This window comes from Fuscovulum ytuae (genome assembly GCF_029953595.1).
GTDB lineage: Bacteria > Pseudomonadota > Alphaproteobacteria > Rhodobacterales > Rhodobacteraceae > Paragemmobacter > Paragemmobacter ytuae.
The window spans coordinates 2,029,680-2,055,151 of the sequence record NZ_CP124535.1; the positions used below are offsets into that span (position 1 = coordinate 2,029,680).

At 63.0% G+C, this 25,472-nt stretch carries 25 protein-coding genes; 12 read left to right on the forward strand and 13 right to left on the reverse strand.

Annotated elements, in window-relative coordinates:
* Positions 1–113: 113 nt before the first annotated feature.
* Complete coding sequence (groL, locus tag QF092_RS09825) at positions 114–1,748, reverse strand: chaperonin GroEL (RefSeq protein ID WP_281463725.1); 1,635 nt, start codon at positions 1,746–1,748, stop codon at positions 114–116.
* A gap of 80 nt (positions 1,749–1,828) precedes the next feature.
* The gene (locus QF092_RS09830) at positions 1,829–2,116 is read right to left on the reverse strand and encodes a co-chaperone GroES (protein WP_101919067.1); all 288 of its coding nucleotides are present in this window, start codon (positions 2,114–2,116) and stop codon (positions 1,829–1,831) included.
* A gap of 214 nt (positions 2,117–2,330) precedes the next feature.
* On the opposite strand from QF092_RS09830, the gene QF092_RS09835 reads away from it, so the two are divergent.
* Positions 2,331–3,341, forward strand: coding sequence for a TraB/GumN family protein (locus QF092_RS09835; RefSeq protein ID WP_281463726.1), 1,011 nt, complete (start codon positions 2,331–2,333; stop codon positions 3,339–3,341).
* 9 nt (positions 3,342–3,350) lie between these two features.
* Here QF092_RS09835 and QF092_RS09840 read toward each other — a convergent pair whose 3' ends face one another.
* Positions 3,351–4,154 carry a sulfotransferase family 2 domain-containing protein gene (locus QF092_RS09840; protein ID WP_281463727.1) on the reverse strand — a complete coding sequence of 268 codons (804 nt, stop codon included), beginning with the start codon at positions 4,152–4,154 and terminating at the stop codon, positions 3,351–3,353.
* Positions 4,155–4,348: 194 nt separating this feature from the next.
* Between QF092_RS09840 and QF092_RS09845 the strand changes: the two genes are divergently transcribed.
* The 6 genes from QF092_RS09845 (at position 4,349) to QF092_RS09870 (ending at position 9,482) form a co-directional block, all read left to right on the forward strand.
* Positions 4,349–5,269, forward strand: coding sequence for a manganese-dependent inorganic pyrophosphatase (locus tag QF092_RS09845; protein ID WP_281463728.1), 921 nt, complete (start codon positions 4,349–4,351; stop codon positions 5,267–5,269).
* Between the two features lie 93 nt (positions 5,270–5,362).
* Positions 5,363–6,238 (forward strand): TIGR01459 family HAD-type hydrolase, encoded by an 876-nt coding sequence (locus QF092_RS09850; protein WP_281463729.1) that lies wholly within the window; start codon positions 5,363–5,365, stop codon positions 6,236–6,238.
* 243 nt (positions 6,239–6,481) lie between these two features.
* Positions 6,482–6,937 carry a MaoC family dehydratase gene (locus QF092_RS09855; protein ID WP_281463730.1) on the forward strand — a complete coding sequence of 152 codons (456 nt, stop codon included), beginning with the start codon at positions 6,482–6,484 and terminating at the stop codon, positions 6,935–6,937.
* A 35-nt stretch (positions 6,938–6,972) separates the two neighbouring features.
* On the forward strand, positions 6,973–7,899 hold the full coding sequence (locus QF092_RS09860; RefSeq protein ID WP_281463731.1) for a bifunctional riboflavin kinase/FAD synthetase: 927 nt from the start codon (positions 6,973–6,975) through the stop codon (positions 7,897–7,899).
* Positions 7,900–7,992: 93 nt separating this feature from the next.
* Positions 7,993–8,448 carry a YcgN family cysteine cluster protein gene (locus tag QF092_RS09865; RefSeq protein WP_281463732.1) on the forward strand — a complete coding sequence of 152 codons (456 nt, stop codon included), beginning with the start codon at positions 7,993–7,995 and terminating at the stop codon, positions 8,446–8,448.
* Positions 8,448–9,482, forward strand: a complete 1,035-nt coding sequence (locus tag QF092_RS09870; RefSeq protein WP_281463733.1) for a threonine aldolase family protein — start codon at positions 8,448–8,450, stop codon at positions 9,480–9,482. The genes QF092_RS09865 and QF092_RS09870 overlap by 1 nt, the downstream gene beginning before the upstream one ends.
* 132 nt (positions 9,483–9,614) lie before the next feature.
* Here QF092_RS09870 and QF092_RS09875 read toward each other — a convergent pair whose 3' ends face one another.
* Positions 9,615–10,208 carry a 2-hydroxychromene-2-carboxylate isomerase gene (locus tag QF092_RS09875; protein WP_281463734.1) on the reverse strand — a complete coding sequence of 198 codons (594 nt, stop codon included), beginning with the start codon at positions 10,206–10,208 and terminating at the stop codon, positions 9,615–9,617.
* Positions 10,209–10,299: 91 nt separating this feature from the next.
* Between QF092_RS09875 and QF092_RS09880 the strand changes: the two genes are divergently transcribed.
* A complete protein-coding gene (locus QF092_RS09880; RefSeq protein ID WP_281463735.1) occupies positions 10,300–11,319 on the forward strand; it encodes a ribose-phosphate pyrophosphokinase in 1,020 nt (339 codons plus the stop codon).
* Positions 11,320–11,323: 4 nt separating this feature from the next.
* On the opposite strand, the gene QF092_RS09885 is transcribed toward QF092_RS09880, so the two are convergent.
* From QF092_RS09885 to QF092_RS09920, 8 genes are all read right to left on the reverse strand, one after another.
* Entirely contained in the window at positions 11,324–11,779 is a 456-nt protein-coding gene (locus QF092_RS09885; protein ID WP_281463736.1) for a hypothetical protein, read from the reverse strand.
* A gap of 166 nt (positions 11,780–11,945) precedes the next feature.
* Positions 11,946–12,299: a hypothetical protein gene (locus QF092_RS09890; protein ID WP_281463737.1), complete on the reverse strand. Its 354-nt coding sequence runs from the start codon at positions 12,297–12,299 to the stop codon at positions 11,946–11,948.
* 105 nt (positions 12,300–12,404) lie between these two features.
* Positions 12,405–12,755 (reverse strand): H-type lectin domain-containing protein, encoded by a 351-nt coding sequence (locus QF092_RS09895; RefSeq protein WP_281463738.1) that lies wholly within the window; start codon positions 12,753–12,755, stop codon positions 12,405–12,407.
* A gap of 140 nt (positions 12,756–12,895) precedes the next feature.
* Positions 12,896–13,288 carry a F0F1 ATP synthase subunit epsilon gene (locus QF092_RS09900; RefSeq protein WP_281463740.1) on the reverse strand — a complete coding sequence of 131 codons (393 nt, stop codon included), beginning with the start codon at positions 13,286–13,288 and terminating at the stop codon, positions 12,896–12,898.
* Between the two features lie 15 nt (positions 13,289–13,303).
* A complete protein-coding gene (atpD, locus tag QF092_RS09905; protein WP_281463741.1) occupies positions 13,304–14,722 on the reverse strand; it encodes a F0F1 ATP synthase subunit beta in 1,419 nt (472 codons plus the stop codon).
* A 17-nt stretch (positions 14,723–14,739) separates the two neighbouring features.
* Complete coding sequence (locus QF092_RS09910; protein ID WP_281463742.1) at positions 14,740–15,609, reverse strand: F0F1 ATP synthase subunit gamma; 870 nt, start codon at positions 15,607–15,609, stop codon at positions 14,740–14,742.
* A 24-nt stretch (positions 15,610–15,633) separates the two neighbouring features.
* The gene (gene atpA, locus QF092_RS09915; protein ID WP_281463743.1) at positions 15,634–17,172 is read right to left on the reverse strand and encodes a F0F1 ATP synthase subunit alpha; all 1,539 of its coding nucleotides are present in this window, start codon (positions 17,170–17,172) and stop codon (positions 15,634–15,636) included.
* A complete protein-coding gene (locus tag QF092_RS09920) occupies positions 17,172–17,732 on the reverse strand; it encodes a F0F1 ATP synthase subunit delta (protein WP_281463744.1) in 561 nt (186 codons plus the stop codon). Before QF092_RS09920 ends, atpA begins: the two co-directional genes overlap by 1 nt.
* A gap of 346 nt (positions 17,733–18,078) precedes the next feature.
* Here QF092_RS09920 and QF092_RS09925 point away from each other — a divergent pair, with 346 nt between their 5' ends.
* Complete coding sequence (locus tag QF092_RS09925; protein ID WP_281463745.1) at positions 18,079–20,157, forward strand: calcium-binding protein; 2,079 nt, start codon at positions 18,079–18,081, stop codon at positions 20,155–20,157.
* Positions 20,158–20,179: 22 nt separating this feature from the next.
* Here the strand turns inward: QF092_RS09925 and QF092_RS09930 are convergent, their stop codons facing one another.
* Positions 20,180–20,944 (reverse strand): class I SAM-dependent methyltransferase, encoded by a 765-nt coding sequence (locus QF092_RS09930; protein ID WP_281463746.1) that lies wholly within the window; start codon positions 20,942–20,944, stop codon positions 20,180–20,182.
* A gap of 107 nt (positions 20,945–21,051) precedes the next feature.
* On the opposite strand from QF092_RS09930, the gene gloB reads away from it, so the two are divergent.
* The 3 genes from gloB (at position 21,052) to QF092_RS09945 (ending at position 25,266) form a co-directional block, all read left to right on the forward strand.
* A complete protein-coding gene (gene gloB / locus QF092_RS09935; RefSeq protein WP_281463747.1) occupies positions 21,052–21,819 on the forward strand; it encodes a hydroxyacylglutathione hydrolase in 768 nt (255 codons plus the stop codon).
* A 166-nt stretch (positions 21,820–21,985) separates the two neighbouring features.
* Positions 21,986–24,307, forward strand: coding sequence for an ATP-dependent Clp protease ATP-binding subunit ClpA (gene clpA / locus QF092_RS09940; protein WP_281463748.1), 2,322 nt, complete (start codon positions 21,986–21,988; stop codon positions 24,305–24,307).
* The gene (locus QF092_RS09945; protein ID WP_281463749.1) at positions 24,304–25,266 is read left to right on the forward strand and encodes a M23 family metallopeptidase; all 963 of its coding nucleotides are present in this window, start codon (positions 24,304–24,306) and stop codon (positions 25,264–25,266) included. Before clpA ends, QF092_RS09945 begins: the two co-directional genes overlap by 4 nt.
* Positions 25,267–25,472: the final 206 nt, after the last annotated feature.

Here is a 25,472-nt window from a genome sequence, read left to right on the forward strand (position 1 = left end):
GGCGGGCGTCCCGCAGGATGGGACATCCCGCGCCGCAGTTGCATCCACACAAGCCGGAAAGAAAAAGGGGCGGCCCTGCGGCCGCCCCTTCCCCATCCGATCCCGAAAGGGGATCAGAAATCCATGCCGCCCGGCATGCCACCACCGGCGGGGGCAGCGGACTTGTCAGCCGGCTTGTCCGCGATCATCGCTTCCGTGGTGATCAGAAGCGAGGCGACCGAAGCCGCGTCTTCCAGAGCGGTGCGCGTCACCTTGGCCGGGTCGATCACGCCGAACTTGAACATGTCGCCATATTCTTCGGTCTGCGCGTTGAAGCCGAAGGTCACGTCGTTGCTTTCGCGGATCTTGCCCGCGACGACAGCCCCGTCCACGCCTGCGTTTTCTGCGATCTGACGCAGCGGCGCTTCCAGCGCGCGCTTGACGATGGCGATCCCGGCATCCTGGTCGCTGTTCGCGCCCTTCAGGCCGTTCAGCACCTTGCCCGCCTGCACCAGCGCCACGCCACCACCGACGATCACGCCTTCCTGCACCGCAGCGCGGGTCGCGTTCAGCGCGTCATCAACGCGGTCCTTACGCTCTTTGACTTCGACTTCGGTCATGCCGCCCACGCGGATGACGGCAACGCCGCCCGCCAGCTTGGCCACACGCTCTTGCAGCTTTTCGCGGTCGTAGTCCGAGGTGGTTTCCTCGATCTGCGTGCGGATCTGCGACACGCGGGCCTCGATCTCGGCCTTGTCGCCGGCACCATCGACGATCGTGGTGTTGTCCTTGTTGATCGAGATTTTCTTGGCGCGGCCAAGCATGTCGATCGTCACGGATTCCAGCTTCATGCCCAGATCGTCGCTGATCACCTGACCGCCGGTCAGGATGGCGATGTCTTGCAGCATGGCCTTGCGACGGTCACCGAAGCCCGGTGCCTTGACGGCAGCGATCTTCAGGCCACCGCGCAGCTTGTTGACCACGAGGGTCGCCAGCGCTTCGCCTTCCACGTCTTCGGCCACGATCAGCAGCGGGCGCTGCGACTGGATCACGGCTTCCAGCAGCGGAACCATCGGCTGCAGCGAGGACAACTTCTTCTCGTGCAGCAGGATGAAGGCGTCTTCCAGCTCGACGATCATCTTGTCGGCATTGGTGACGAAATAGGGCGACAGGTAGCCGCGGTCGAACTGCATGCCTTCGACGACTTCGACTTCCGTCTCCATCCCCTTGTTTTCTTCGACGGTGATCACACCCTCGTTGCCGACTTTCTGCATCGCATCAGCGATGAAACGGCCGATCTGCGCTTCGCCATTGGCCGAGATGGTGCCGACCTGCGCCACTTCGTCCGAGTCTTTGACGGGACGCGAAGCAGCCTTGATGGCTTCCACGACCTTGGTGGTGGCCATGTCGATGCCACGCTTAAGGTCCATCGGGTTCATGCCGGCGGCGACCGCCTTCATGCCTTCCTTGACGATGGCCTGGGCCAGAACGGTGGCGGTGGTGGTGCCGTCGCCCGCCTCGTCATTGGTGCGGGAAGCGACTTCCTTCACCATCTGCGCGCCCATATTTTCGAACTTGTCGGCCAGTTCGATTTCCTTGGCGACGGAAACGCCGTCCTTGGTGATGCGGGGCGAGCCGAAGCTCTTTTCGATCACAACATTGCGGCCTTTCGGGCCCAGCGTCACCTTCACCGCATCGGCAAGGATGTTGACGCCGCGCAGCATACGGTCGCGGGCATCGGTATCAAAACGTACGTCCTTGGCACCCATGGTGCTTACTCCTCTGAATTCTGGTTGCAACGATCATGCGGGCATCTGCCCGTAGGGTGGGGTTCAACCCCACCGGCGCATCACGAGATGATCCCGAGGATGTCGCTTTCTTTCATGATCAGCAGCTCTTCGCCGTTGACGGTCACTTCGGTGCCCGACCATTTGCCGAACAGCACGCGGTCACCCGACTTCACGGCCGGAGCGATGAGTTCGCCCGAATCCTTGCGCGCGCCGTCGCCCACGGCGACGATCTCACCCTCGGCGGGCTTTTCCTTGGCGGTATCGGGGATGATCAGACCGCCCTTGGTCTTTTCGTCGCTCTGGACGCGGCGGACCAGCACACGGTCATGCAGCGGTTTGAATGCCATCTGAGAACACTCCCTAGGTTCCAGGTTCATGTTGATCTTAGCACTCGCATTGGCTGAGTGCTAACGACGCTTCAGTTAGGCAATGCCCTTCGACCTGTCAACACCCCCGGCCCGCTGCATTGTGTGAAAATTCCGCGACATCCGCCGCGCCCCCTTTTCTCACCCCGTTGCCGATGCCACCTTTGCCGCATTCCGTCCGGTCAAGGATGCGCCCATGGTTCCCGCCCGCTTGTCCACAGTCCTTCTGGCGCTTGCGTTGACCCTCACGGTCGCGCTGCCCGCGGCGCGGGCCGAATGCGTGGGGGAAAACCTGATCGATTCGATGCCCGAGGCCGAACGCCGCGCGCTTTTCGATGCCGCCGACCGGGTGCCCTATCCGCGCGGCAATTTCTGGCGTGCCACGCGGGGCGACCAGACCATCCACCTGATCGGCACCTATCACCTCGACGATCCGCGCCACGCCGCCACCATGGACCGCATCTCCCCCCTGATCGACAGCGCCTCCACCGTTCTGGTCGAGGCCGGGCCAGATGAGGAAGCCGCCCTCATGTCCGACCTCGCGCGCGACCCTTCTCTCATGGTGCAGACCGAAGGCCCCACCCTGCGCGAGGCACTCACCGACCCGGAATGGCAACTTCTGTCCGATGCGATGCGCGAACGCGGGATGCCGCCCTTCATGGTGTCGAAGTTCCGGCCTTGGTATGTCTCCATGCTGCTGGCCCTGCCCGCCTGCGGGCTGGACGGGATGGAGGAGGGCATGGGCGGGCTGGATGGCCTAGTCATCGCCCGCGCGCAGGAAAACGGCATTCCGCTGCAAGCGCTGGAAAGTCATGACACCGTTTTCCGCCTCTTCGCCGCCATGTCGTTGGAGGATCAGTTGGCGATGATCCGCTCTTCCCTCGCGCTTGAACCCATCTCGGCGGATTATTCCGTCACGCTGGCCGATGCCTATTTCCAAGGGGAAAGCCGTGTGATCTGGGAACTGACCCGCGCGCTGTCCTTGCGTCTGCCGGGGCAGGACCCCGCACAGATCGAGGCCGATTTCGCCCGCATGGAACAGGTGTTGATGACAGATCGCAACCGCGCCTGGATCCCCGTCCTTGTCACGGCGGCAGAGGAAGGTCCGGTCCTTGCGGCCTTCGGCGCCCTTCACCTGCCGGGGGATACCGGCGTGCTGCGCCTCTTGGAAGAGGCGGGCTTTGCGCTGGAACGCCTGCCGCTTTGACCCCTGCCCCTAAACCTCGTCATAAAGGCGCATGAGCAAACGGTGCAGCTTGGCATCGTTGTGAAAGCGCCTCTCGACGATCTCGATCAGCTCTTCCGAAATGCTTTCCGTCGGCGGGATCAGCGCGACATTCACCCGCCGCTCCTCTAGCCCCGTCAGTCCATGCGTCCGCGCCAGATGGGCAAGGGATGCCGTCATCCGCTCGGTCACGCCAAGAAAGCTGTAATGCATCGTGAACCGCGCCAGCGCGCGATCAAAGGAATCCACCCAACCGATGGCCTGTGTCATCTGCAGGTCAAAGGGCTGTTGGCGGGCATAGCTTTCCACATCGGCAAATCGCTTGCGAAACGCGCCATGCCCCGGATGCGCCTCGGATCGGTTGTAGTTGAAGTTCGACACCAGCCGCGCCAGTGGGTCGCGCAGCAATGCCCCGCATTTCAACGGCAGGTCCTGCTGGTGCAAAGTCTGCAATTCCTTCCAGCCGAAATGGCCCATGACCACTTGCCGCATTGGCTTTTGCGTCTGCAGATAAAGCGCCTGCCGCACCTGCAGGCGAAAGTTCCGCTCCACATGCGGCCATGCCACCGATCGGAATTTGGTAAAGGCCGCCGCCAAGCTTTCGCCCAAAGACATGCCCGCCGTCTTGGGGATATGCACAAAGAACATCAGATCGGCATCCGAGGCGAACCGCCCCTCTTGCGTCCAGCGCGGCCCAAAGCGGTGAAGAAACGCCTCCATCGTCTTGACCGTCGTGCCAAATTCCTTGGCCAGATCGCGGGCCACCCGGCGCGCGGCATTTCCGTCCCCAACCATACTCGCTACCCGCAACAGACCCGGATTACCCTCCCTGAGTGCCCCGGACCCTCGCCTCCAGTCAACCCGCTGACCCACCTAGCGGCAAACCCGCGCCTTCCTGCCGCAGCGCAGCATTTCCGCATGGCCAAGCGTGACAAGCCTGCGCAGCTTGCCTATAAGCGCGGCAAAATCACCCATCCAAGGCGTATGTCATGACCACCCTCGTTTTCGGCCACAAATCCCCCGACACCGACTCGACCGGATCGCCCATCATCTGGGCCTGGTATCTGTCCGAGGTGATGGGCACCCCCGCCAAACCCGTCCTTCTGGGCGAACCCAATACCGAAGCCGCCTTCGTGCTGAAACATTGGGGCCTTGAGAAACCCGCCATCATCGCCGACGTGACCGCCGATGACCATGTGGTTATCGTCGACACCAACAACCCCGCCGAACTGCCGCCCTCGATCAACGAGGCCAAGATTCAAGGCATCATCGACCACCACCTGCTGGTGGGCGGCATCAAGACCAAGACGCCGATCGACATCACGATCCGCCCGCTCGCCTGCACGGCCACCATCATGCATGATCTGATGGGCGCTGCCGTGGCGCAGGCCCCGAAGGCGATCAAGGGCGCGATGCTGTCTTGCATCCTGTCCGACACGCTGGAATTCCGCTCGCCCACCACCACGCCGCATGACCGCGCGGTGGCCGAGAAACTCGCCGCCGATCTGGGCGTGGACATGGGCGATCTGGCATCGAAGATGTTCGAGGCGAAATCTGACGTCTCGGCCTTCTCGGATGCGGAACTCCTTCGCATGGACAGCAAGGAATACACCGTCGCGGGCAAGGAATTGCGCGTCTCGGTCCTTGAAACCACCGCGCCGAAAGTCGTTCTGGATCGCAAGGACAGCCTGATGGCGTCGATGGTCGATGTGGCCAAGGAAGACGGGGCCGATCAGGTGCTTCTCTTTGTCGTGGACATCATCCGCGAAGAGGCGACCCTTCTGGTGCCCAACGATCTGGTCAAGCAGATCGCCGAAGCCTCCTTCGGCTGCACCGTCACGGGCGATACCGTCGTCCTGCCGGGGATCATGTCGCGCAAAAAGCAGATCATCCCGGCGCTGAAACTGTAAGGTAGGATAGGCAACATTGCCCATCCTGCCTTGGGGCCGGGGCGCAAGCTCCGGCCTTTTCCCATCCTGCCCCCGCGCGGAAAGGCCTGCCCCATGACCGACCTCATCCCCAGCCTTGCCAGCATCTCGGGCGATTATGACGCCATCTTCTGCGATCTCTGGGGGTGCTTGCACAATGGCCAGACCCCCTTCCCCGCCGCCGTCGCGGCGCTGCGTGCCTTCCGCGCGCACGGCAAGACTGTCCTTCTGCTGACCAACTCCCCCCGCCCGAAATCCTCGGTCATTGCGCAGCTTGCCCGCATTGGTGTTCCGACCGATGCTTGGGATGAAATCGTCTCCTCTGGTGACGCGACGCAATACGCCCTTCTGTCCGGCGTGATCGGCACGCGCATCCACCATATCGGCGCGGCCAAGGACGAAACCTTCTTCACCGATCTGCCCGCCGACGCCCCCTCCCTTGCCATCACCCGCGTGCCGCTGGCCGAGGCAGAGGGCGTGGTCTGCACCGGCCTCAAGGACGATCTGACCGAAACGCCCGACGACTATCGCGCCACTCTCCTGATGATGAAGGCGCGCGGGCTGACCATGCTTTGCGCCAATCCCGACCTGATCGTCGATCTGGGGGAACGGCGGCTTTACTGCGCGGGTGCGCTGGCACAGGCCTATACCGAGATGGGGGGCACCGCCCTTTACTACGGCAAGCCGCATCCGCCGATCTATGACCTTGCCCGCCGCCGCCTTGCCGCGCTGACCGGACAGGATGACGCGCGCATTCTTGCCATAGGCGACGGCATCGCGACAGATGTCCAAGGCGGCATCGGCGAAGGGATCGACACGCTCTTCGTCACGGCAGGCATCGCCGCCCCAGAATTCGGCCCCGATCCCGCCCGCCCCGACCCGGCCCGGTTGCGCGCTTGGCTGGATGCGCAGCAGCTGTCGCCCACCCACGCGATCCCCTTCCTGGCATGATGTGATCTCGGACGCAGAAATCGCCCCGGGATGTGACCCACATTCCGGGTCTTTTCCGCTGCGCGACGGATGAAAGGCCGGCCCCTCGCGTCAGAAACCGCCGCGAAATCTGCGCCGGGATTTACACCCCACTCGCAACATTCTTGCGCGAAAAGTCGCACTCAGGATAAAAAGTTACCCAACCGAATTGCGCCGCAGCGCGGCATAGGCTAGTGTCGCGCCAGCACAGTCAAGGATTCGGCCATGTTCGCTCGCGCCATCGACAACCAGCCCCGCGGCACCATCTGCATCGAGGATCTCGAAATCGGGATGACCCGCTCGCTGCTGAAAACCGTGACCGACCGCGATATCGAAATGTTCGCCGAAGTCTCCACCGACCGGAACCCCGTCCACCTCGACGATTCCTATGCGCAGGACACGATCTTTCAGGGCCGCATCGCGCATGGGATGCTGACGGCGGGCCTGATCTCGGCCGTCATCGGCGAACAGCTTCCCGGTCATGGCACCGTCTATCTGGGCCAAAGCCTCAAGTTCATGGCCCCCGTCCGCCCCGGCGATACCGTCCGGGCCGAGGTGAAGGTGACCGCGATCGACCATGCCCGCCGCCGCGTGACCCTTGAAACCCATTGCGCCGTGGGTAATACCGTCGTCCTCAAGGGCGAGGCGCTGGTTCTGGCGCCCTCGCGGAAGTTCGACTGATACTGACGGGGCAAAGTACCCCGCCCCGGGGAAAGATGCGCGTTCACCACCACTGGCAAGGATTGCCCCCCGATTGCCGCGGCGCCTCTGTCGCCATGGGCAATTTCGATGGCGTCCATCTGGGCCACCGCTCGGTGATCGACCTTGCCCGTCGCGCCGATACCCCCTTGGGCATCGTCACATTCGAGCCCCATCCGCGGCAGGTCTTCGCCCCCGACGCCCCGGCCTTCCGCCTGATGAATGCCGAGGCGCGCGCAAACCGCCTTGCCAAACTGGGCGTGCAGCAGCTTTATCAACTGCCCTTCGACCGGACGCTTGCCGCGCTGACCCCCGATGCCTTCGCCCGTGACGTGCTGGCAGAGGGCCTTGGCGTGTCTCATGTCGTCGTCGGTGCCGATTTCTGCTTTGGCAAGGGCCGCGCAGGCACCGCTGCCGACCTGACCGCGCTGGGACAAAGCCACGGCTTCGACGTCACCATCGCCCCCCTGCTTTCCGTTGGCGGGACCGAGGTCTCCTCCACCGCGATCCGGCAGGCCCTGACCGATGGCCGCGCTCGAGACGCCGCCGCTATGCTCGGCCATTGGCACCGGATCGAGGGAGAGGTCATCCACGGCGAAAAGCGCGGCCGCGAATTGGGCTATCCCACCGCCAACATGTCGGTCGATGGCCTGCACCTGCCCCGCCATGGCGTCTATGCGGTAAAGGTCGATATTCTGACCGGCCCGCAGGCAGGCCCCCAGATCGGCGCGGCCTCGCTTGGCGTGCGGCCCATGTTCGGCGAAAACCGACCCAACCTTGAAACCTTCCTCTTCGATTTCCAGGGCGACCTCTACGGCCAGCACCTCTCCATCGCCTTCATCGATTTTCTGCGGCCAGAGTTAAAATTCGACAGTCTTGATGCCCTCATCACCCAGATGGAGGCGGATTGCACGCAAGCCCGCACAATTCTGGCCGCGCTCTGACCCACCAAATTTCTCGAAGAAATTTGCAAATTCGGTCGAACGCATTTGACCCAGCCCTTCCCTTTTCCCCCGCCCCGGCGCACCTTCGCGCGCATGACCGCGAAACCACGCCCCCGCTTCTGGGAAACCGTCCCCCTCGCCAAGATGACCCCAGACGAATGGGAGTCGCTCTGTGATGGCTGCGGCAAATGCTGCCTGAACAAGATCGAATATGAAGACACGGGCGAGGTAGATTACACCCGCATCGCCTGCCGCCTTCTGGACGGTCAGACCTGCCGCTGTTCGCAATACGAAATCCGCCACCAATTCGTCCCCGACTGCGTGCGCCTTACCCCCAAGACCCTGCCAAAGATCGCCTATTGGATGCCGCGCAGCTGCGCCTATCGCCTGCTTTACCAAGGGCAGCCCCTGCCCGACTGGCACCCCCTCATCACCGGCGATCCCGAAAGCACACACAGCTCCGGCAATTCCGTCCGTGGCCAGACCATCCCCGAATTTGAGGTCGATGAGGATGACTGGGACGACTACATTATCGATGAGAAACCCTGATGTTCTTCGCCTCTGACAATACCTCCGGCGTGCCTGCCGAAATCATGGCCGCCCTCGCCCGCGCCAATGAAGGCTATGCCCGCAGCTATGGCGCCGATGACATCATGGCCCGCGTCACCGCCCACCTGCGCAGCCTCTTTGATGCGCCAGAGGCGGTTGTCCACCTTGTCGCCACCGGAACGGCGGCCAATGCGCTGGCGCTGGCCACGCTCACCCCACCTTGGGGCGCGGTCTTCTGCCATCGCCACGCCCATATCGCCGAAGACGAATGCGGTGCGCCGGAATTCTACACCAATGGCGCGAAACTCGCCCTGATCGACGGGGACCATGGCAAGATCACCCCCGCCGCCCTGACCGAGGCACTGGCCACCACCGGGGCCTCCGGCGTGCATGGCGTGCAGCGGGGCTGCCTCTCCCTCACCAATGTGACCGAGGCGGGCACCATGTACAGCCCCGCCGAAATCGCCGCCCTCACCGCCATTGCCAAGGGCCACGGACTGCCCTGCCACCTCGACGGCGCACGCTTTGCCAATGCGCTGGTCGCCACAGGGGCCACACCAGCCGAAATGACATGGCAGGCGGGCATCGACGCCCTCTCCTTCGGTGGCACCAAGAACGGCCTTCTGGGGGTCGAGGCCGTCATCCTCTTCGACCCCGCGAAATCTTGGGAACTCGAACTTCGTCGCAAACGCGGCGGGCACCTCTTTTCCAAACACCGCTTCCTTTCCGCCCAGATGGAGGCCTATCTGCAAGATGACCTCTGGCTACGGCTTGCCACCCACGCCAATGCCATGGGCCAGCGCCTTGCCCAAGGGATCGCCGCCACCCAAGGCGCGGCCCTCACCCATCCGGCCCATGCCAATATGGTCTTTGCCAATTGGGAACCGGGCGGCCATGCCCGCCTGCATAAGGCGGGCGCCATTTATTACGACCTCCGCCCCTTGCCCGATGGCCGCGAAACCGCCCGCATGGTCGCCTCATGGAACACGGCCGAGGATCACGTGGACCGCTTCCTCGCGGCCCTCGCCCCCTAAGGCGCGACCTGCCCCTTCATCTTGGCCCAAATACTCACCTGCAAGGCTGCCACCCTCACCCCGGCTGCCTGAAGGTGCCCTCCCGCCCCCGCTCTTCACGCGGGAGAGGGGGGAACCCCCCAAAGCGCGGCCTTATCGCCCCGCCAGATGATCTTCCAACAGCTCCAGCCGGTCCTGCCCCCAGAACCGCTCTTCCCCCACGATATAGAAGGGCAGGCCGAACACGCCCCGCGCCACAGCCTCGTCAAGGTTCCTCACATAGACATCCGCCGCCGTGAACATCCCTCGATCCGCCACCGCAGGGTCAAACCCGTTCTCGGCCAGGATCGCCTTTACCACCTCATCCTCTGCAATATTGCGCCCTTCGGCCCAAACGGCACGCGGAAAGGCCTGCACTAAGGCCCCCAGATCGCCGCCCCCCGCCGCCTGTGCCGCGATGATTGCGTAACTCGCAGGGGCGGGGTTCACCGGAAAGAAAAAGGGCTGCAAATCCAGCTTCATCCCCAACCGCTTTGACCACCGCGTCAGTTCCTGCAAGCGATAGGCCTTCCGGCTTTCATGCCGCTCGGCCAACACCTGCCCCCCCGTCCGGGGAAAGAGCGCTGGCCCGTCCAGCGCGACATAGCGGATCGACGCGCCATGGCGCGCCGCGATCCGCTCCAACCGATCCCCGGCCAGATAGACCCATGGCGAAATGGGGGTGAAAAAGTAGTCGATCTGCGCCATTTGCGCGCCCTCGCTTGCCCTTGGTTCCCAAGACCGTAACGCGGTGTTAACACACGGCCAACAGCGAATCCGCCGCCCACCGGAGAACCACATGCCCGCCATCACCGAGCCGAAACTGATTTCCGGCAATGCGAACCTGTCACTTGCCAAATCCATCGCCCGCCGCATGTCGATGCACCGGGGCATGTCGGTCAACCTCGTCGATGCGCGGGTCGAACGCTTCAACGATCAGGAGATTTTCGTCGAAGTGTTCGAAAATGTCCGGGGCGAGGATATGTATGTCATCCAGCCCACCTCGAACCCGGCCAATGACAACCTGATGGAACTTCTCATCATGGTCGATGCGCTGCGCCGGTCTTCCGCCGCGCGCATCACCGCCGTGATCCCCTATTTCGGCTATGCCCGTCAGGACCGCCGCGCCAAGGCCCGCACGCCGATCAGCGCGAAACTGGTGTCGAACCTGATCGAGACATCGGGGGTGGACCGTGTCCTGACGCTTGACCTGCACGCGGCGCAGATTCAGGGGTTTTTCGACATCCCCGTCGACAACCTTTATGCCAGCCCCGTCTTTGCCCTTGATATCGAACATCATTTCAAGGGGCAGATGGAGGATCTGATGATCGTCTCGCCCGATGTGGGCGGCGTGGCGCGGGCGCGCGAACTGGCCAAACGGATCAACGCGCCCCTGTCCATCGTGGACAAGCGGCGGGAAAAAGCGGGCGAAGTGGCGGGCATGACGGTGATCGGCGATGTCCGGGGCCGCAAATGCATCATCGTGGATGACATCTGCGACACGGCCGGGACGCTGTGCAAAGCGGCCGAGGTGCTGCTGGAAAATGGCGCAACCGAGGTGCATTCCTACATCACCCACGGCGTCCTGTCCGGCCCGGCGGTGGAGCGGGTGCAGAATTCAGTGATGAAGTCGCTCGTCATCACCGACAGCATCGAACCGACCGACCGCGTGAAATCCGCCAGCAACATCCGCATCGTCCCCACCGCGCCGATCTTCGCGCAGGCCATCCTGAACATCTGGAACGGAACCTCGGTCTCGTCGCTCTTCGAAACGGAAACCCTCGTCCCGATTTATGAAGGCATGTATCAGCGGGGCTAACGCCTCAGGGGTCGTGAAGGCCCGGCTGAATGAAGAGATGGGCCGGGCAAACAAAAGGCGCCAGCAAGGGCAGCCCCTCACGGTGCAGGGGCGTTTCGTCGTCAAATGCCATCAGGAATACTGCGTCCACAAATGTGGAACAGACGAATGGGTCCCTCGCGCGCGCTGATGTGACCAGCGACAGGAACATTCGTCCCATTTCGTAGCGTCGTCCCACCATCAGCCGGGCCTGATGCAGCAACTCGCCCACCCGGCGATCCTTTTCCGGCATAGACCACCGTCCGACGGCAACTTCCCGACCAAGGAAGTAATCCAACGAACCTTGCAAGCAGGTTCCGCCAGCGACCGCGTGCAAGATAAGCCCGTTCTCGTCCGCAATCGCAGCGTGGGTCGCCGATGCGCCCCTTTCGGGATAACCGCGCTTGCGTTGGAATGCGGTGATCGGCTTTGGCCCATCCATCCCAAAGAGAACGTCTCCCGGTTGGATCAAGGCGCGAAGCGCCGCCAACGCGACATGGGATGAACAGATGACAGATCTGCGGTGGGTTATGGGCGCTTGCGAAAACAACAGGGCACTCTTTAAAAGTGGCAGCATCAAACCAAGGTGGATGCCGACCTCCGCTCAGTCATTTCACATGAAAGCGCATCTGCGATGCGTCCTTCGGCATCGAAACGGTCTCTGCCTTCTCCTCAGGGATAGGCCCTCGCCACCCGCTGACCACCATGGCTGTTGGCTTTCCTGTCCTCGTCGCGGCAACGCCGGCCTCTGGCTCCGGAAGATTTTGCTCTGCCGTCACCCGCACGGCCTTGATGACAGTGCCCCTTCCGCCTGGCGAAAACTGGCAATCGATCTGGTCGCCCGGTTCAAACCGTTCACCGGTCGGCGCAGCTTTGGAGAATCCCTTCGCTCCAAACTGCCCTTCCGGAAAAAACACGTCAAAACTGCCGTTAGGATAGCTGTGGGTCACCACTCCGATCATCAATTCACTCCAGAACAATCAGCCCTGCCATGCATAGCAGGCGGAAATGGGCACAGAACGCCATGAATGCTAGGGGGAAACCCCCAGAAATCCAAAGGTTTTCTGCTACCCGATCTCCCAATCCTCCTCATCCCGCACGGGGCCGATCGCCGTCCAATCCGCGCGGACGCGGGCGATGCGTGTGTCGCCCCAAGTGCGGAAAACAAGGTGAAACCCGGTCGCGGTGATGTTTTCGGCCACCAGATCGGCGCGCATATTCGTCTTGTGATCGGTATCCCACAGCGAAATGCCCACCATCACCGCAGGTGGCGCAAGGAAGGGTTCGTTGAAATTCACCGTGAAGCGGCTTTCGCGGTCCCCCTCGCCCGTCCACATCACGCCATCGGTGGCATAATCAGAAAACAGCACGCGGCTGCCCTGCAAAATCCCGACAGAATGGGGGGAGAGACGCTTCATCCTCGGCTTTCTCATGCGAAACCATTCACCCTTTACTACGTCACCGATCACATCATCATAGTGGCGACAACCACTCTGCCAGCAAGAAAAAAGGCCCCGCCAAACCGACGGGGCCTTTTCTTTATCTTACCAGCGGGGGCTTATTGCCCGACCGCCGCACGCAGCGCCAGCATGTCGCTGATCAGCTTTTCCGCGCTGTCCTTGTCTTCGGCCCCGGCAGCGGCGTCCTTCGCCTCGGCCACCAGCGCGTCAAAAAGGGCGGCATTCGCCTCTTCCACCGGCACCGCGCGTTCGGCCAGAACCGAAACCGTGCCCGCCGTGATCTCGGCAAAACCGCCCGTCACGACATAGGCCTTGGCCCCGCCAGCGGCGACCGCCTTCAGGATGCCGGGGCGCAGCGTGGTGATGGTGGGGGCATGCCCCTCCATCGCCGTCAGGTCGCCATCGGCCCCCGGGATCTGCACCTCGGTCGCGGCGACAGAGGCAAGCCTCCGCTCCGGCGAAACGAGGTCGAATTGCACCGTGCCTGCCATCGGCCTGTTCCCTTCTTACGCGGCTTGCGCAGCAAGGCGCTGCGCCTTGGCGATCACCTCGTCGATGTCGCCCACCATGTAGAAGGCGGCCTCGGGCAGGTGGTCATATTCGCCATTCACCACAGCCTTGAAGGAGGCGATGGTCTTTTCCAGCGGAACCTGCACGCCGTCCGATCCGGTGAAGACCTTCGCAACGTCGAAGGGCTGCGACAGGAAACGCTGGATCTTCCGGGCGCGGGCCACGGTCAGCTTGTCCTCTTCGCTCAGTTCGTCCATGCCAAGGATGGCGATGATGTCCTGCAGCGACTTATAGCGCTGAAGGATCCCCTGCACCTGACGAGCGACGCCGTAATGCTCATCGCCAAGGATCTGCGGGTCCATCAGACGCGAGGTGGAGTCGAGAGGGTCCACCGCCGGATAGATGCCAAGTTCCGAAATGGCGCGCGACAGAACGGTCGTTGCGTCAAGGTGCGCGAAGGAGGTTGCCGGCGCCGGGTCGGTAAGGTCGTCGGCCGGAACGTAGATCGCCTGAACCGAGGTGATGGACCCCGCCTTGGTCGAAGTGATGCGTTCCTGCAGCGCGCCCATGTCGGTGGCCAGCGTCGGCTGGTAACCCACGGCCGAAGGAATACGGCCCAGAAGCGCGGACACTTCCGAACCCGCCTGCGTGAAGCGGAAGATGTTGTCCACGAAGAACAGCACGTCGGTGCCGGACTGGTCGCGGAACTGTTCGGCCAGCGTCAGGCCGGTCAGCGCCACGCGGGCACGCGCGCCCGGCGGTTCGTTCATCTGGCCATAGACCAGCGCCACTTTGGACGAGGCAAGGTCATCCACCTTGATAACGCCCGATTCCATCATCTCGTGATAGAGGTCGTTGCCCTCACGGGTCCGTTCACCCACGCCCGCGAACACCGAATAGCCCGAGTGCACCTTGGCGATGTTGTTGATCAGTTCCATGATCAGAACCGTCTTGCCCACGCCGGCACCGCCGAACAGGCCGATCTTCCCGCCCTTGGCGTAAGGTGCCAGCAGGTCGATCACCTTGATGCCGGTCACAAGGATCTGGCTTTCCGTGGCCTGCGCCGCGAAGTCCGGGGCGGGCTGGTGGATCGCGCGGGTCTCGGTCGCGGCGATCGGGCCCTTTTCGTCGATCGGCTCGCCGATCACGTTCAGGATGCGGCCCAGCGTTGCGTCGCCCACCGGCACCGAGATCGGCGCGCCAAGGTCCTTGACCACCGCGCCACGAACCAGACCTTCGGTCGCGTCCATGGCGATGGTGCGCACGGTGCTTTCGCCCAGATGCTGCGCAACTTCGAGGATCAGCTTCTTGCCGTTGTTGTCCGTCTCGAGCGCGTTCAGGATCGCCGGAAGCGCCCCATCGAACTGCACGTCAACGACGGCGCCGATCACCTGCGTGACTTTGCCTTGTGCCATCTTGTCTCTCCGGTTCCTCAGAGCGCCTCAGCGCCCGAAATGATTTCGATAAGCTCTTTGGTAATCGCGGCCTGACGCGAACGGTTGTACTGGATCGTCAGCTTGTTGATCATGTCGCCCGCATTGCGCGTGGCGTTGTCCATGGCCGACATCCGCGCGCCCTGCTCGGACGCCCCGTTCTCCAGCAACGCCGCGAAGACCTGCGTCGCTACCCCGCGCGGCAGCAGATCCGCAAGGATCGCCTCTTCGCCGGGTTCATAATCGTACAGCGTGCTGACCGCCGCATCGCCCTCGAACTGCGCGGGGATCACCTGCTGCGCGGTCGGGATCTGGCTGATGACCGATTGGAAACGGTTGTAGAACAACGTCGCCACATCGAACTCACCCGCCTCAAAGCGCGCGATCACGTCCTTGGCGATGGTCTGCGCATTGGCATAGCCCACGCGCTTCACTTCGCTCAGGTCGACATGGCCCACGAAATGGGCCGAAAGGTCGCGCTTCAGCTGTTCGCGCCCCTTCTTGCCGACGGTCAGGATCTTCACCGTCTTGCCCTGTGCCAGCAGTTGCTGCGCATGCGCCCGCGCCAGACGCGCGATGGTGGAGTTGAAGCCGCCGCACAGCCCGCGCTCTGCGGTCATCACGACCAACAGGTGCACCTTGTCCGACCCCGTACCCGCCAACAGACGGGGGGCCGAGGCAGAGCTGCCAACCGAAGAGGCCAGCCCCGCCATCACGGCATTCATCCGCTCGGCATAGGGGCGGGCCGCTTCCGCAGCCTCTTGGGCGCGGCGAAGTTTCGCCGCCGCGACCATCTGCATCGCCTTCGTGATCTTCCGCGTGTTCTTCACGCTTCCGATACGGTTTTTTAGGTCCTTCAGGCTGGGCATCTGCCTACTCCCTCAAGGGCCAAATCAAGCGAAGTCTTTGGCGAATGCATCAAGCTCCGCGCGGATCGCCTTCTCAAGATCGCCCGCCACCTTGCGGTCGTTCTTGGTGATGTCTTCCAGCAGCGCCGCGCCCTTGGTGCGCAGATGCTTCAGAAGACCGGCTTCGAAACGGCCCACATCCTTGACCGCCACCTTGTCCAGATAGCCGTTGGTGCCCGCATAGATCACGCAGACGATTTCGGCATTGGTCAGCGGCGAGTACTGCGGCTGCTTCATCAGTTCCGTCAGACGCGCGCCGCGGTTCAAAAGCTGCTGCGTCGCGGCATCAAGGTCGGAACCGAACTGCGCAAAGGCCGCCATTTCGCGATACTGCGCCAGTTCCAGCTTCACCTTGCCCGCCACCGACTTCATGGCCGAGGTTTGCGCCGAAGACCCCACGCGCGACACCGACAGACCGGTGTTCACGGCCGGGCGGATGCCCTGATAGAAGAGTTCGGTTTCAAGGAAGATCTGCCCGTCGGTGATCGAGATCACGTTCGTCGGAATAAAGGCCGACACGTCGCCGCCCTGCGTTTCGATGATCGGCAGCGCGGTCAGCGAGCCCGAACCGAAATCCTCGTTCAGCTTCGACGAACGCTCCAGCAGACGCGAGTGGAGGTAGAACACGTCACCCGGATAGGCTTCACGCCCCGGCGGACGGCGCAGCAGCAGCGACATCTGACGATAGGCAACAGCCTGCTTCGACAGGTCATCATAGATGATCAAGGCATGGCGGCCGTTGTCGCGGAAATATTCCGCCATCGAGGTCGCGGCATAAGGCGCAAGGAACTGCATCGGCGCGGGGTCCGACGCGGTGGCGGCCACCACGATCGTGTAGGCAATCGCGCCCGTCTCTTCCAGCTTCTTCACCAGCTGCGCCACGGTCGAACGCTTCTGCCCGATCGCGACATAGATGCAATACAGCTTCTTCGATTCATCCGAACCGGCGGCCTCGTTATAGACCTTCTGGTTCAGGATCGTGTCCAGCGCGACGGCGGTCTTGCCGGTCTGGCGGTCGCCGATGATCAGTTCGCGCTGGCCACGGCCAACGGGGATCATCGCGTCCACGGCCTTCAGGCCGGTCGCCATGGGTTCATGCACCGATTTCCGCGGGATGATGCCGGGGGCCTTCACGTCGGCCACGCGACGCTCGGTCGCCGCGATCGGGCCCTTGCCGTCGATCGGGTTGCCCAGCGCGTCCACCACGCGGCCCAGAAGCGCGTCACCGGCGGGCACGTCCACGATGGACTTGGTGCGCTTGACGACATCGCCTTCCTTGATGTCCTGGTCGGACCCGAAGATCACGACGCCGACGTTGTCGACTTCAAGGTTCAGCGCCATGCCGCGGATGCCGCCGGGGAATTCGACCATCTCGCCGGCCTGGACATTGTCCAGACCATGCACGCGGGCAATCCCGTCGCCGACACTCAGCACACGCCCCACTTCGGCCACTTCGGCGTCCTTGCCGAAGTTCTTGATCTGCTCCTTGAGGATCGCAGAGATCTCAGCAGCCTGGATTCCCATCACCCAACCTCTTTCATTGCATTCTGGAGAGCCGCGAGCTTCGACCGCACCGACGTGTCGATCATGGTCGAGCCCAGCTTGACGACAAGACCGCCGATGAGGCTTTCATCGACGGCAACTTTCAGTTTCACATCCTTGCCGACACGCGCCTTCAGCGTCGCGGCCAGTTTCTTCGCCTGATCGGCCGACAGCGCAGCGGCGCTGGTGACTTCGGCCGTCACTTCGCCTTTTTCCTCGGCGATGCGGGCCTTCAGGTCGGCAACCAACGCCGCCAGCACGAACAGGCGGCGCTTCGCAGCCATCAGGGCCAGCGTATTTGCGGTCAGTTCCGACAGTTTCATCTTCTTGGCCAGCGCGGCAATGGCCGCCGCCTGATCGTCACGGCTGATGACGGGCGAGGCGATCATCTCGCGCAGGTCGGCGCTGGCCTCCAGCGCGGCACCCAAAGCCTCGGCATCCGCTTCCAGCGCCTTCAGCGCTTTGGCGTCCTTGGCCAGTTCGAACAAGGCAGTGGCATATCTTGCGGCGATGCCGGAGGAGATCGAAGCAGGTTCGGACACGTCAACCCTTCCGCTGTCAGGACCCCGCACCCGCGCAGGACGCTGGGGCACAAAGGGTCAGTGGGCGCGGGCAACCACCCGCGTCTCTTGATTTCGCGGCGTCATTAGCAGAGGTCCACCAACCCTGCAACCGGGAAGGTCGCGGGAACGTGACTGTTCCGGTCAGCTTTTCCAGAACGTTAGCGCCCGACATCCGCCCCTGCGACTCTTTGCGCCCCCAGACGGGGCCAAACACCGTCGCCGCAGCGCAGAATCACCCGCCCGGCGGCATCGCAAAATCGCTTTGTCAAAAGCGCAACCTTTGGTAGCATTTTTGTGTTCCGAGTTTCTTTTGTGCGAGTGAATCATGGGTTTCTTCCTGCTTGCCGGCCTTTTCGCCGCCGCCGCCGGCGTCAGCTTCATGATGGATGATGATGACGACGACGCGGCCGTCCCCGACGGAACGAATTCCCCCTCCGCCCGCAACGCAGGCGGCGGCAGCGTTGATGACGGCGCGGATGACGACGACAACGACACCCCCTCCGGCCCGCGCGGCACGGCTGGGGGAGACGAGTTGATCCTGACCGGGGATGACAGTGTCCATGCGCTTGGCGGCGACGACACCCTCTCTGCCCGCGGATCAGGCACCGCCTATGGCGATGTCGGGCGGGACACCCTCACCATTTCTGACCGCAGTATCGGCTATGGTGGCTTCGGCAAAGACCTATTGAAAGGCGCGGACAATAGCGTCCTCTTTGGAGGCGAAAACAACGATGAGTTCATCCAGACCGACCAAAGCTTCGCATATGGCGGCGCAGGTTCAGACTTCTTTTCTACAGAAGGCTCCAGCACCGCTTATGGCGGCGACGACAACGACGGCTTCGCCGCGGCAGACTCAAGCGTTGTTTATGGCGACTCCGGGGACGACTGGCTGCGAACATTCGATAGCAGCACCGCCTATGGTGGCAATGGGGACGACTGGTTGACGGCAGTGGAAGACAGCACCGCCTATGGGGGAGCGGGAGACGACACCTTGCGGGGCACCGTAAACACGACCCTCTATGGCAACAACGGAGATGACCAACTCACCTTCCTTCCGGGCCTTGTACTGGGTATGCCGAATGATCCCTCGGAAACGGGTGCAGGCAAACTCTTCGGCGGTTCCGGGAACGACCGTTTGAATATGGGTCTGACCTTGTCCAGCCAGGACGAGCCTATCGAATTTTTTGGTGGAATCGGAGACGACATTGTCATCATCCGCAAGGGCGTGCATGGCTTCGGTGACGCCGGGAATGACACGCTGCTTGCCGATATCGGCGGAGAAATCACCGGCGGGGTAGGCAACGACCTATTCTACGTCCAGACTTTGGAAAATTCATTCGCGCCCGATCCGTCCAATACCACAACGATCACTGACTTCACCAAATCTCAAGACCGCATCCAAGTCGACATGCAGGGTACGCCCAGCGCGCTTGATCTTACCGATGACGGCATCGACACGACCCTATCCATTGTCTGGGAAGAGCCGTACGTTGGCCCCTTTGACACCGTCCCGAACATTTCGACGATCATCGTCAAGGGGGTGACCGGACTGAAGCTTGACGATTTCACCTTCAGCCGTGGCACCGTCAGCGCGTTTCTGGCCGATGCTCCGCCCCCGCCCACTGAGGGCCTTTACGACAGCATCACCACCGGGACTGGTGCGGCTGACACCATCACGCTGGCCGGAGATCAACCCCTCGCCATGATGGGGGCGGGCAATGACTCCGTCACCGGCGGCGATTCCGCGCGCGCCGGGCGCGTCGGCTTGGGCGATGGTGACGACATCTACCTCGACAGCGATGGTCGATCCGTCGTCTTTGGAGGCGCAGGCAATGACAGCTTCATCTCGGATGGCACCTTCGCCCCATCGGCACAGGACAACTTCTTCGAGGACGAATTCTTTGGGGGCGATGGCGATGATAGCGCCATGCTGCGCGACGACCCGTCGGCCCCTGCGACGGAACTGCGCTCCGTTCGGGTCTTGATGAATATGGGCGCTGGCAACGATGTCGTCACCGCGGACCTCAATTACGCCCAAGGCCTCGAGATCGGGGACGGATCCGGCGACGACACGATCCGCGCATGGATGGGCAGCACTGTCATTTCCGGCGAAGGGAATGACAGCATCACCTTCGGCATCGCGGAAGATCACGTCATCGCAGGCCGCGCGCCTGCCGAAGTCCGGGACTTATCCGAAAGCGACCAACTTATCCTCGATATCGACAAGGATCTGACCGGTGCTCTGACCACGCGCTACTTTCCGGTCGATCCCCTCGATGACATAAACGATGACCCTTACACCGAAATCCTTGTCGGCGACGATCGGGTGGCCATCATCTGGAACCAGAACCTCGCCCTCGACGATCCGCGTCTGACCATCAACCGTGGCGTCGCCTTCGCCTGATGGCGGCGCCAAAAGGGGGGGCTCACCCCCCCTTCCGGTTCATCGCCGGTTCCGGCACGCCCTTGCCCACGCCTTCCAGCACCTTCAACGGCCTGCGCGCCAAGGCCCCCAGACCCCCGCGCGTGGGGGCATAGACCTGCTTGCTGGCCTCCACCATCAGCACCCCCCCCGCCAGCCAAGGACCAAAGCGCCGGCCGATCCCCTCCCAGAAATCCGCCGTGCGCAGCCAGAACCGCGCCGATGACGGCGGCACGAACAGCGCGGCGCAGGTCCGTTCCGGCGTGAACCCGTGCCGCTTCAGCTGCGTCTCCAGCTGCGTCATCGAATAGGGGCGGCCAAAGCCGAAGGGCGTGCCATCCCGCCGCGACCACAGCCCCGACCGGTTCGGCACAACGACCAGCGCCTTCCCGCCCGGCCCCAGCACGCGATGCGCCTCTTCCAAAACCGCCGTCGGGTGTTCCGAAGTCTCCAGCCCGTGCAGCATCACCAGCCGGTCCACCAGCCCGGTCGGCACAGGCCAATGCGTTTCTTCGCAAAGGACGCTGACATTCTCCATCCCGGCAGGCCAGGGCATCACGCCCTGCGGCCCCGGCATCAGACCGATCACCCGTCGGCTATCGGCCAGATAAGGGCGCAAGAGTGGCACGGCAAAACCGAACCCCGCCACCGTCTGCCCGCTCTGCACCGGCCAAAGGTCCACGACCCGATCCCGGATCGCCCTTTGCGCCACCCGGCCCAGCTGGGTGCGGTAGTAAAAGTTCCGCAGGTCCTGCACATCAAGATGCATTGCCTCTGGCTCTCTCCCCGGTTCACTCTGTGCATGACGCCCCATCTGGCGCGGAACATGCAAGGCCCCTTCTGCGGGCCAGTCTACAAAGGATCGGATCAAAGACCATGCCGCTTGAACTTGTCACCCTTCCCTGCCTTGCCGACAACTACGCCTATCTGGTCCATGATCCGGCCAGCGGCGCAACGGCGGTGGTCGATGTGCCAGAGGCCGCGCCGATCCTTGCCGCGCTGTCCGCGCGCGGCTGGGGGCTGACCGACATCTGGCTCACGCATCACCACAATGATCATATCGACGGCGTCCCCGCCCTGCGTTCGGCGACAGGCGCGAAGGTGACGGGGGCCGCCGCCGATGCCCATCGCCTACCGCCCCTCGACACGGCGCTGCCCGACGATGGCACCTTTACCTTTGCGGGCCAGACGGTGGAAACCTTCCCCGTCCCCGGCCACACGATCGGCCATATCGCCTTTCACATCCCCGCTGCCCACCTTGCCTTCACCGGCGACAGCCTGATGGCCGCGGGCTGCGGCCGCCTCTTCGAAGGCACGCCCGCGCAGATGTGGGCCTCCCTCTCGCGCCTCGCTGCGCTGCCGGGGGAAACGCTCATCTGCTCGGGCCACGAATACACCACCGGCAATCTGCGTTTCGCCCAGACCCTTGAACCCGCAAACCCCGCGCTTATCTCTCGTATCGAACGGGTCGCCGGGTTGCGCCGCGAAAGCCTTCCCTCCGTCCCCGTCCCGCTCTCTGAGGAATGCGACACCAACCCTTTCCTGCGCGCCCACCTGCCCGGCCTGAAGTCCGCCATAGGCCGCCCCGATGCCTCCGACGTCGAAACCTTCGCCGAAATCCGCGCGCGCAAGGACAGGTTCTGAACAATGCCTGCCGCATGATGATCACATTTTGCGTCCAGGATGCAGGAAAGCACGAAACTGGCCAGAAAACCCTTGAAGTGGGTCGAAATTAGCCGAACTCTAACTGTATGAGGCCACGGTTCGGAGGACCCTCCTCCGCGCCCTGAGAGACAGGAGCACCACAAACGTGCCATCGTTTTCCACCACCCTTGAACAGGCCATCCACGGCGCCCTGGCCCTCGCCAATGCCCGCCGCCACGAATTGGCGACGCTTGAACATTTGCTGCTCGCGCTGATCGATGAACCCGATGCCGCGCGCGTCATGAAAGCCTGCTCGGTCAACCTTGACGAATTGCGCAAGACGCTGATCGATTTCATCGACGACGACCTCTCCACCCTTGTGACGGATGTCGAAGGGTCCGAGGCTGTGCCCACCGCCGCCTTCCAACGTGTCATCCAGCGCGCGGCGATCCATGTGCAATCGTCGGGCCGGAATGAGGTGACGGGGGCCAATGTCCTTGTCGCCATCTTCGCGGAACGGGAATCCAACGCCGCCTATTTCCTGCAAGAACAGGACATGACGCGCTACGACGCCGTCAACTTCATCGCCCATGGCGTCGCCAAGGACCCGTCCTATGGCGAAAGCCGCCCGGTGTCCGGTGCCGATGAAGAACGTCAGGAAACCCCCAAGGCCGAGGCGGGCGAGGCGAAGGAAAGCGCCCTCTCCAAATATTGCGTCGATCTGAACGTGAAGGCCATCAAGGGCGACGTTGACCCCCTCATCGGCCGCGAGGCCGAGGTGGAGCGTGCGATCCAAGTCCTCTGCCGCCGCCGCAAGAACAACCCCCTCCTCGTCGGTGATCCCGGCGTGGGCAAGACGGCCATCGCCGAAGGTCTTGCCTGGAAGATCGTCAAGAAAGAGGTGCCAGAGGTTCTGTCAGGCGCCACGATCTATAGCCTCGACATGGGGGCTCTGCTTGCTGGCACCCGCTATCGCGGCGATTTCGAAGAACGCCTGAAGGCCGTTGTGAAAGAGATGGAGGATCACCCCGACGGCATCCTCTTCATCGACGAAATTCACACCGTCATTGGTGCCGGTGCCACGTCGGGCGGTGCCATGGATGCCTCCAACCTCCTGAAGCCCGCGCTTCAGGGTGGCAAGCTGCGCACCATGGGTTCCACCACCTACAAGGAATTCCGTCAGCACTTCGAAAAGGACCGCGCCCTGTCGCGGCGCTTCCAGAAGATCGACGTGAACGAACCCACCGTGCCGGATGCGATCAAGATCCTGATGGGCCTCAAACCGCATTTCGAGGAACACCACGACCTGCGCTACACCGCCGACGCCATCAAGGCAGCGGTGGAACTGGCGCATCGCTACATCAACGACCGCAAGCTGCCCGACAGCGCCATCGACGTGATCGACGAGGCAGGGGCGGCCCAGCACCTCTTGCCGGAAAGCAAGCGGCGCAAGACGCTGGGGACGAAAGAGATCGAGGCGGTGGTCGCGAAAATCGCCCGCATCCCCCCGAAGAACGTCTCCAAGGACGATGCAGAAACCCTGCGCGATCTGGAAAAGACGCTCAAGCGCGTGGTCTTCGGTCAGGACAAGGCGGTAGAGGCTCTCTGCGCCTCGATCAAACTCGCCCGCGCTGGCCTGCGCGAACCCGAAAAGCCCATCGGCAACTACCTTTTTGCCGGGCCGACGGGTGTGGGCAAAACCGAGGTGGCCAAGCAACTGGCAAGCTCGCTGGGCGTGGAACTCCTGCGTTTCGACATGTCGGAATACATGGAGAAACATGCCGTTTCCCGCCTGATCGGCGCACCTCCGGGCTATGTCGGCTTTGATCAGGGCGGCATGCTCACCGATGGCGTGGACCAGCACCCGCATTGCGTGCTCCTGCTCGATGAAATGGAAAAGGCGCACCCGGATGTCTACAACATCCTGTTGCAGGTGATGGACCACGGCAAGCTGACCGATCACAACGGTCGGCAGGTCGATTTCCGCAACGTGATCCTGATCATGACCTCGAATGCAGGCGCCTCCGAACAGGCCAAGGCCGCCATCGGCTTTGGCCGCGACCGTCGGACGGGCGAAGACACCGCCGCCATCGAACGCACCTTCACGCCGGAATTCCGCAACCGTCTGGATGCGGTCATCTCCTTCGCGCCCTTGGGCAAGGAGATCATCCTTCAGGTGGTCGAGAAATTCGTCCTCCAGCTTGAAGCACAGCTCATGGATCGTGGGGTCCATATCGAACTCACGCCCGAGGCTGCCCAATGGCTGGGCGACAAGGGCTATGATGACAAGATGGGCGCGCGTCCCCTTGGCCGCGTGATCCAGGAACACATCAAGAAGCCGCTGGCCGAAGAACTTCTCTTTGGCAAGCTCACGAAAGGCGGTCTGGTCCGCGTGGCGGTCAAGGACGATGCGATCGACCTGCAAGTGCAGGAACCGCAAAAGCCCCGCCTCACCGGCCAGAAACCGCCGCTTCTTACCGCGGAATGATCCGCTCTGCGGCAGCACTGACATTGGCCCTCGCCACCTCGGCGGGGGCCTTTGAATTGGGCCTGCCCATCGCCTGCACCTTGGGCGAGGATTGCCATATCCAGAACCATTTCGACCGCGACCCCGGCCCCGGCATGGCCGATCTGGCCTGCGGCCATCTCACCTATAACGGCCACGACGGCACCGATTTCGCGCTGGACGATCTGGCCGCGATGCAGGCGGGCGTCCCAGTCCTTGCCTCTGCCCCCGGCAGGGTGACGGGCGTCCGTGACGGGATGGCGGATATCGCCATCTCCGACCCCGCCGCCCCACCGCTTGAGGGGCGCGATTGCGGCAATGGCGTTGTGATCGACCACGGCAATGGCTGGCAAACCCAATATTGCCACCTCAAACGTGGCTCCATCGCCGTGCGCAGTGGCGATCAGGTGGACACTGGCGCCCAACTCGGCCTTGTGGGCCTGTCGGGCAATACCGAATTCCCGCATGTCCATATCGCTGTCCGCAAGGATGGCGTGGCGCTTGATCCTTTCGCACCCGATGCCGCCACTCCGGCCTGCGGTGCGCCCATCGATGGCCAGCTCTGGGCCACCCCCATCGCCTATGATCCCTTCGGTTTCACCGGCGCAGGCTTTGCCACCGCCGTCCCCGAATGGCAGGCCATCAAGGACGGCCTGCCCAGCCCTGCCACGCTGCCGACCGACACCCCCGCCCTCGTCTTCTGGGCCACCTATTTCGGCCCGAAACAGGGCGATACCCTCACCCTCACCATCACCGGCCCGGGGGGAGAGGTCTTTCGCCAAGACGTCGCCATCGACCGCACGCAGGCCGTGGCCTTCCGCGCGGGCGGCAAACGCACGCCCCCCGGCGGCTGGCCTGCGGGTGATTACCGGGGCGAGGCTGTCTTGACCCGCAATGGCGCGGAACTCGGCCGCCAATCGGCAACCCTGACGCTGCAATAGCCAATCGCGCCCGCCCCCCGCGCCGGGGCCCCATGGGTTTCAAAAGGCCACGGCACAAGGCTGGGGCGGGGCCACCCCTGCAGAATCGCACCGTTAACCATGAATCGACACCGATCCCTGCCGAAATTTGTATGAACACTTTGCTGCACAAAAGGCGGCACAAAACAGGGCACAACCGTTATCGGTCATATCTCTGAAATCAAAGG

Bases quoted from the DNA above. Each gene is read 5' to 3' on its own strand.
- QF092_RS09885 (WP_281463736.1), bottom strand. From the start codon at position 11,779: ATGGATGGGCCAAAGCCGATCACCGCATTCCAACGCAAGCGCGGTTAT.
- QF092_RS09890 (WP_281463737.1), bottom strand. From the start codon at position 12,299: ATGATCGGAGTGGTGACCCACAGCTATCCTAACGGCAGTTTTGACGTG.
- QF092_RS09925 (WP_281463745.1), top strand. From the start codon at position 18,079: ATGGGTTTCTTCCTGCTTGCCGGCCTTTTCGCCGCCGCCGCCGGCGTC.
- QF092_RS09845 (WP_281463728.1), top strand. From the start codon at position 4,349: ATGACCACCCTCGTTTTCGGCCACAAATCCCCCGACACCGACTCGACC.
- QF092_RS09880 (WP_281463735.1), top strand. From the start codon at position 10,300: ATGCCCGCCATCACCGAGCCGAAACTGATTTCCGGCAATGCGAACCTG.
- QF092_RS09860 (WP_281463731.1), top strand. From the start codon at position 6,973: ATGCGCGTTCACCACCACTGGCAAGGATTGCCCCCCGATTGCCGCGGC.
- gloB (WP_281463747.1), top strand. From the start codon at position 21,052: ATGCCGCTTGAACTTGTCACCCTTCCCTGCCTTGCCGACAACTACGCC.
- QF092_RS09930 (WP_281463746.1), bottom strand. From the start codon at position 20,944: ATGCATCTTGATGTGCAGGACCTGCGGAACTTTTACTACCGCACCCAG.
- QF092_RS09945 (WP_281463749.1), top strand. From the start codon at position 24,304: ATGATCCGCTCTGCGGCAGCACTGACATTGGCCCTCGCCACCTCGGCG.
- QF092_RS09875 (WP_281463734.1), bottom strand. From the start codon at position 10,208: ATGGCGCAGATCGACTACTTTTTCACCCCCATTTCGCCATGGGTCTAT.
- atpA (WP_281463743.1), bottom strand. From the start codon at position 17,172: ATGGGAATCCAGGCTGCTGAGATCTCTGCGATCCTCAAGGAGCAGATC.
- QF092_RS09850 (WP_281463729.1), top strand. From the start codon at position 5,363: ATGACCGACCTCATCCCCAGCCTTGCCAGCATCTCGGGCGATTATGAC.
- QF092_RS09900 (WP_281463740.1), bottom strand. From the start codon at position 13,288: ATGGCAGGCACGGTGCAATTCGACCTCGTTTCGCCGGAGCGGAGGCTT.
- QF092_RS09840 (WP_281463727.1), bottom strand. From the start codon at position 4,154: ATGGTTGGGGACGGAAATGCCGCGCGCCGGGTGGCCCGCGATCTGGCC.
- QF092_RS09895 (WP_281463738.1), bottom strand. From the start codon at position 12,755: ATGAAGCGTCTCTCCCCCCATTCTGTCGGGATTTTGCAGGGCAGCCGC.
- QF092_RS09870 (WP_281463733.1), top strand. From the start codon at position 8,448: ATGTTCTTCGCCTCTGACAATACCTCCGGCGTGCCTGCCGAAATCATG.
- QF092_RS09855 (WP_281463730.1), top strand. From the start codon at position 6,482: ATGTTCGCTCGCGCCATCGACAACCAGCCCCGCGGCACCATCTGCATC.
- QF092_RS09865 (WP_281463732.1), top strand. From the start codon at position 7,993: ATGACCGCGAAACCACGCCCCCGCTTCTGGGAAACCGTCCCCCTCGCC.
- atpD (WP_281463741.1), bottom strand. From the start codon at position 14,722: ATGGCACAAGGCAAAGTCACGCAGGTGATCGGCGCCGTCGTTGACGTG.
- QF092_RS09835 (WP_281463726.1), top strand. From the start codon at position 2,331: ATGGTTCCCGCCCGCTTGTCCACAGTCCTTCTGGCGCTTGCGTTGACC.
- QF092_RS09830 (WP_101919067.1), bottom strand. From the start codon at position 2,116: ATGGCATTCAAACCGCTGCATGACCGTGTGCTGGTCCGCCGCGTCCAG.
- QF092_RS09910 (WP_281463742.1), bottom strand. From the start codon at position 15,609: ATGCCCAGCCTGAAGGACCTAAAAAACCGTATCGGAAGCGTGAAGAAC.
- groL (WP_281463725.1), bottom strand. From the start codon at position 1,748: ATGGGTGCCAAGGACGTACGTTTTGATACCGATGCCCGCGACCGTATG.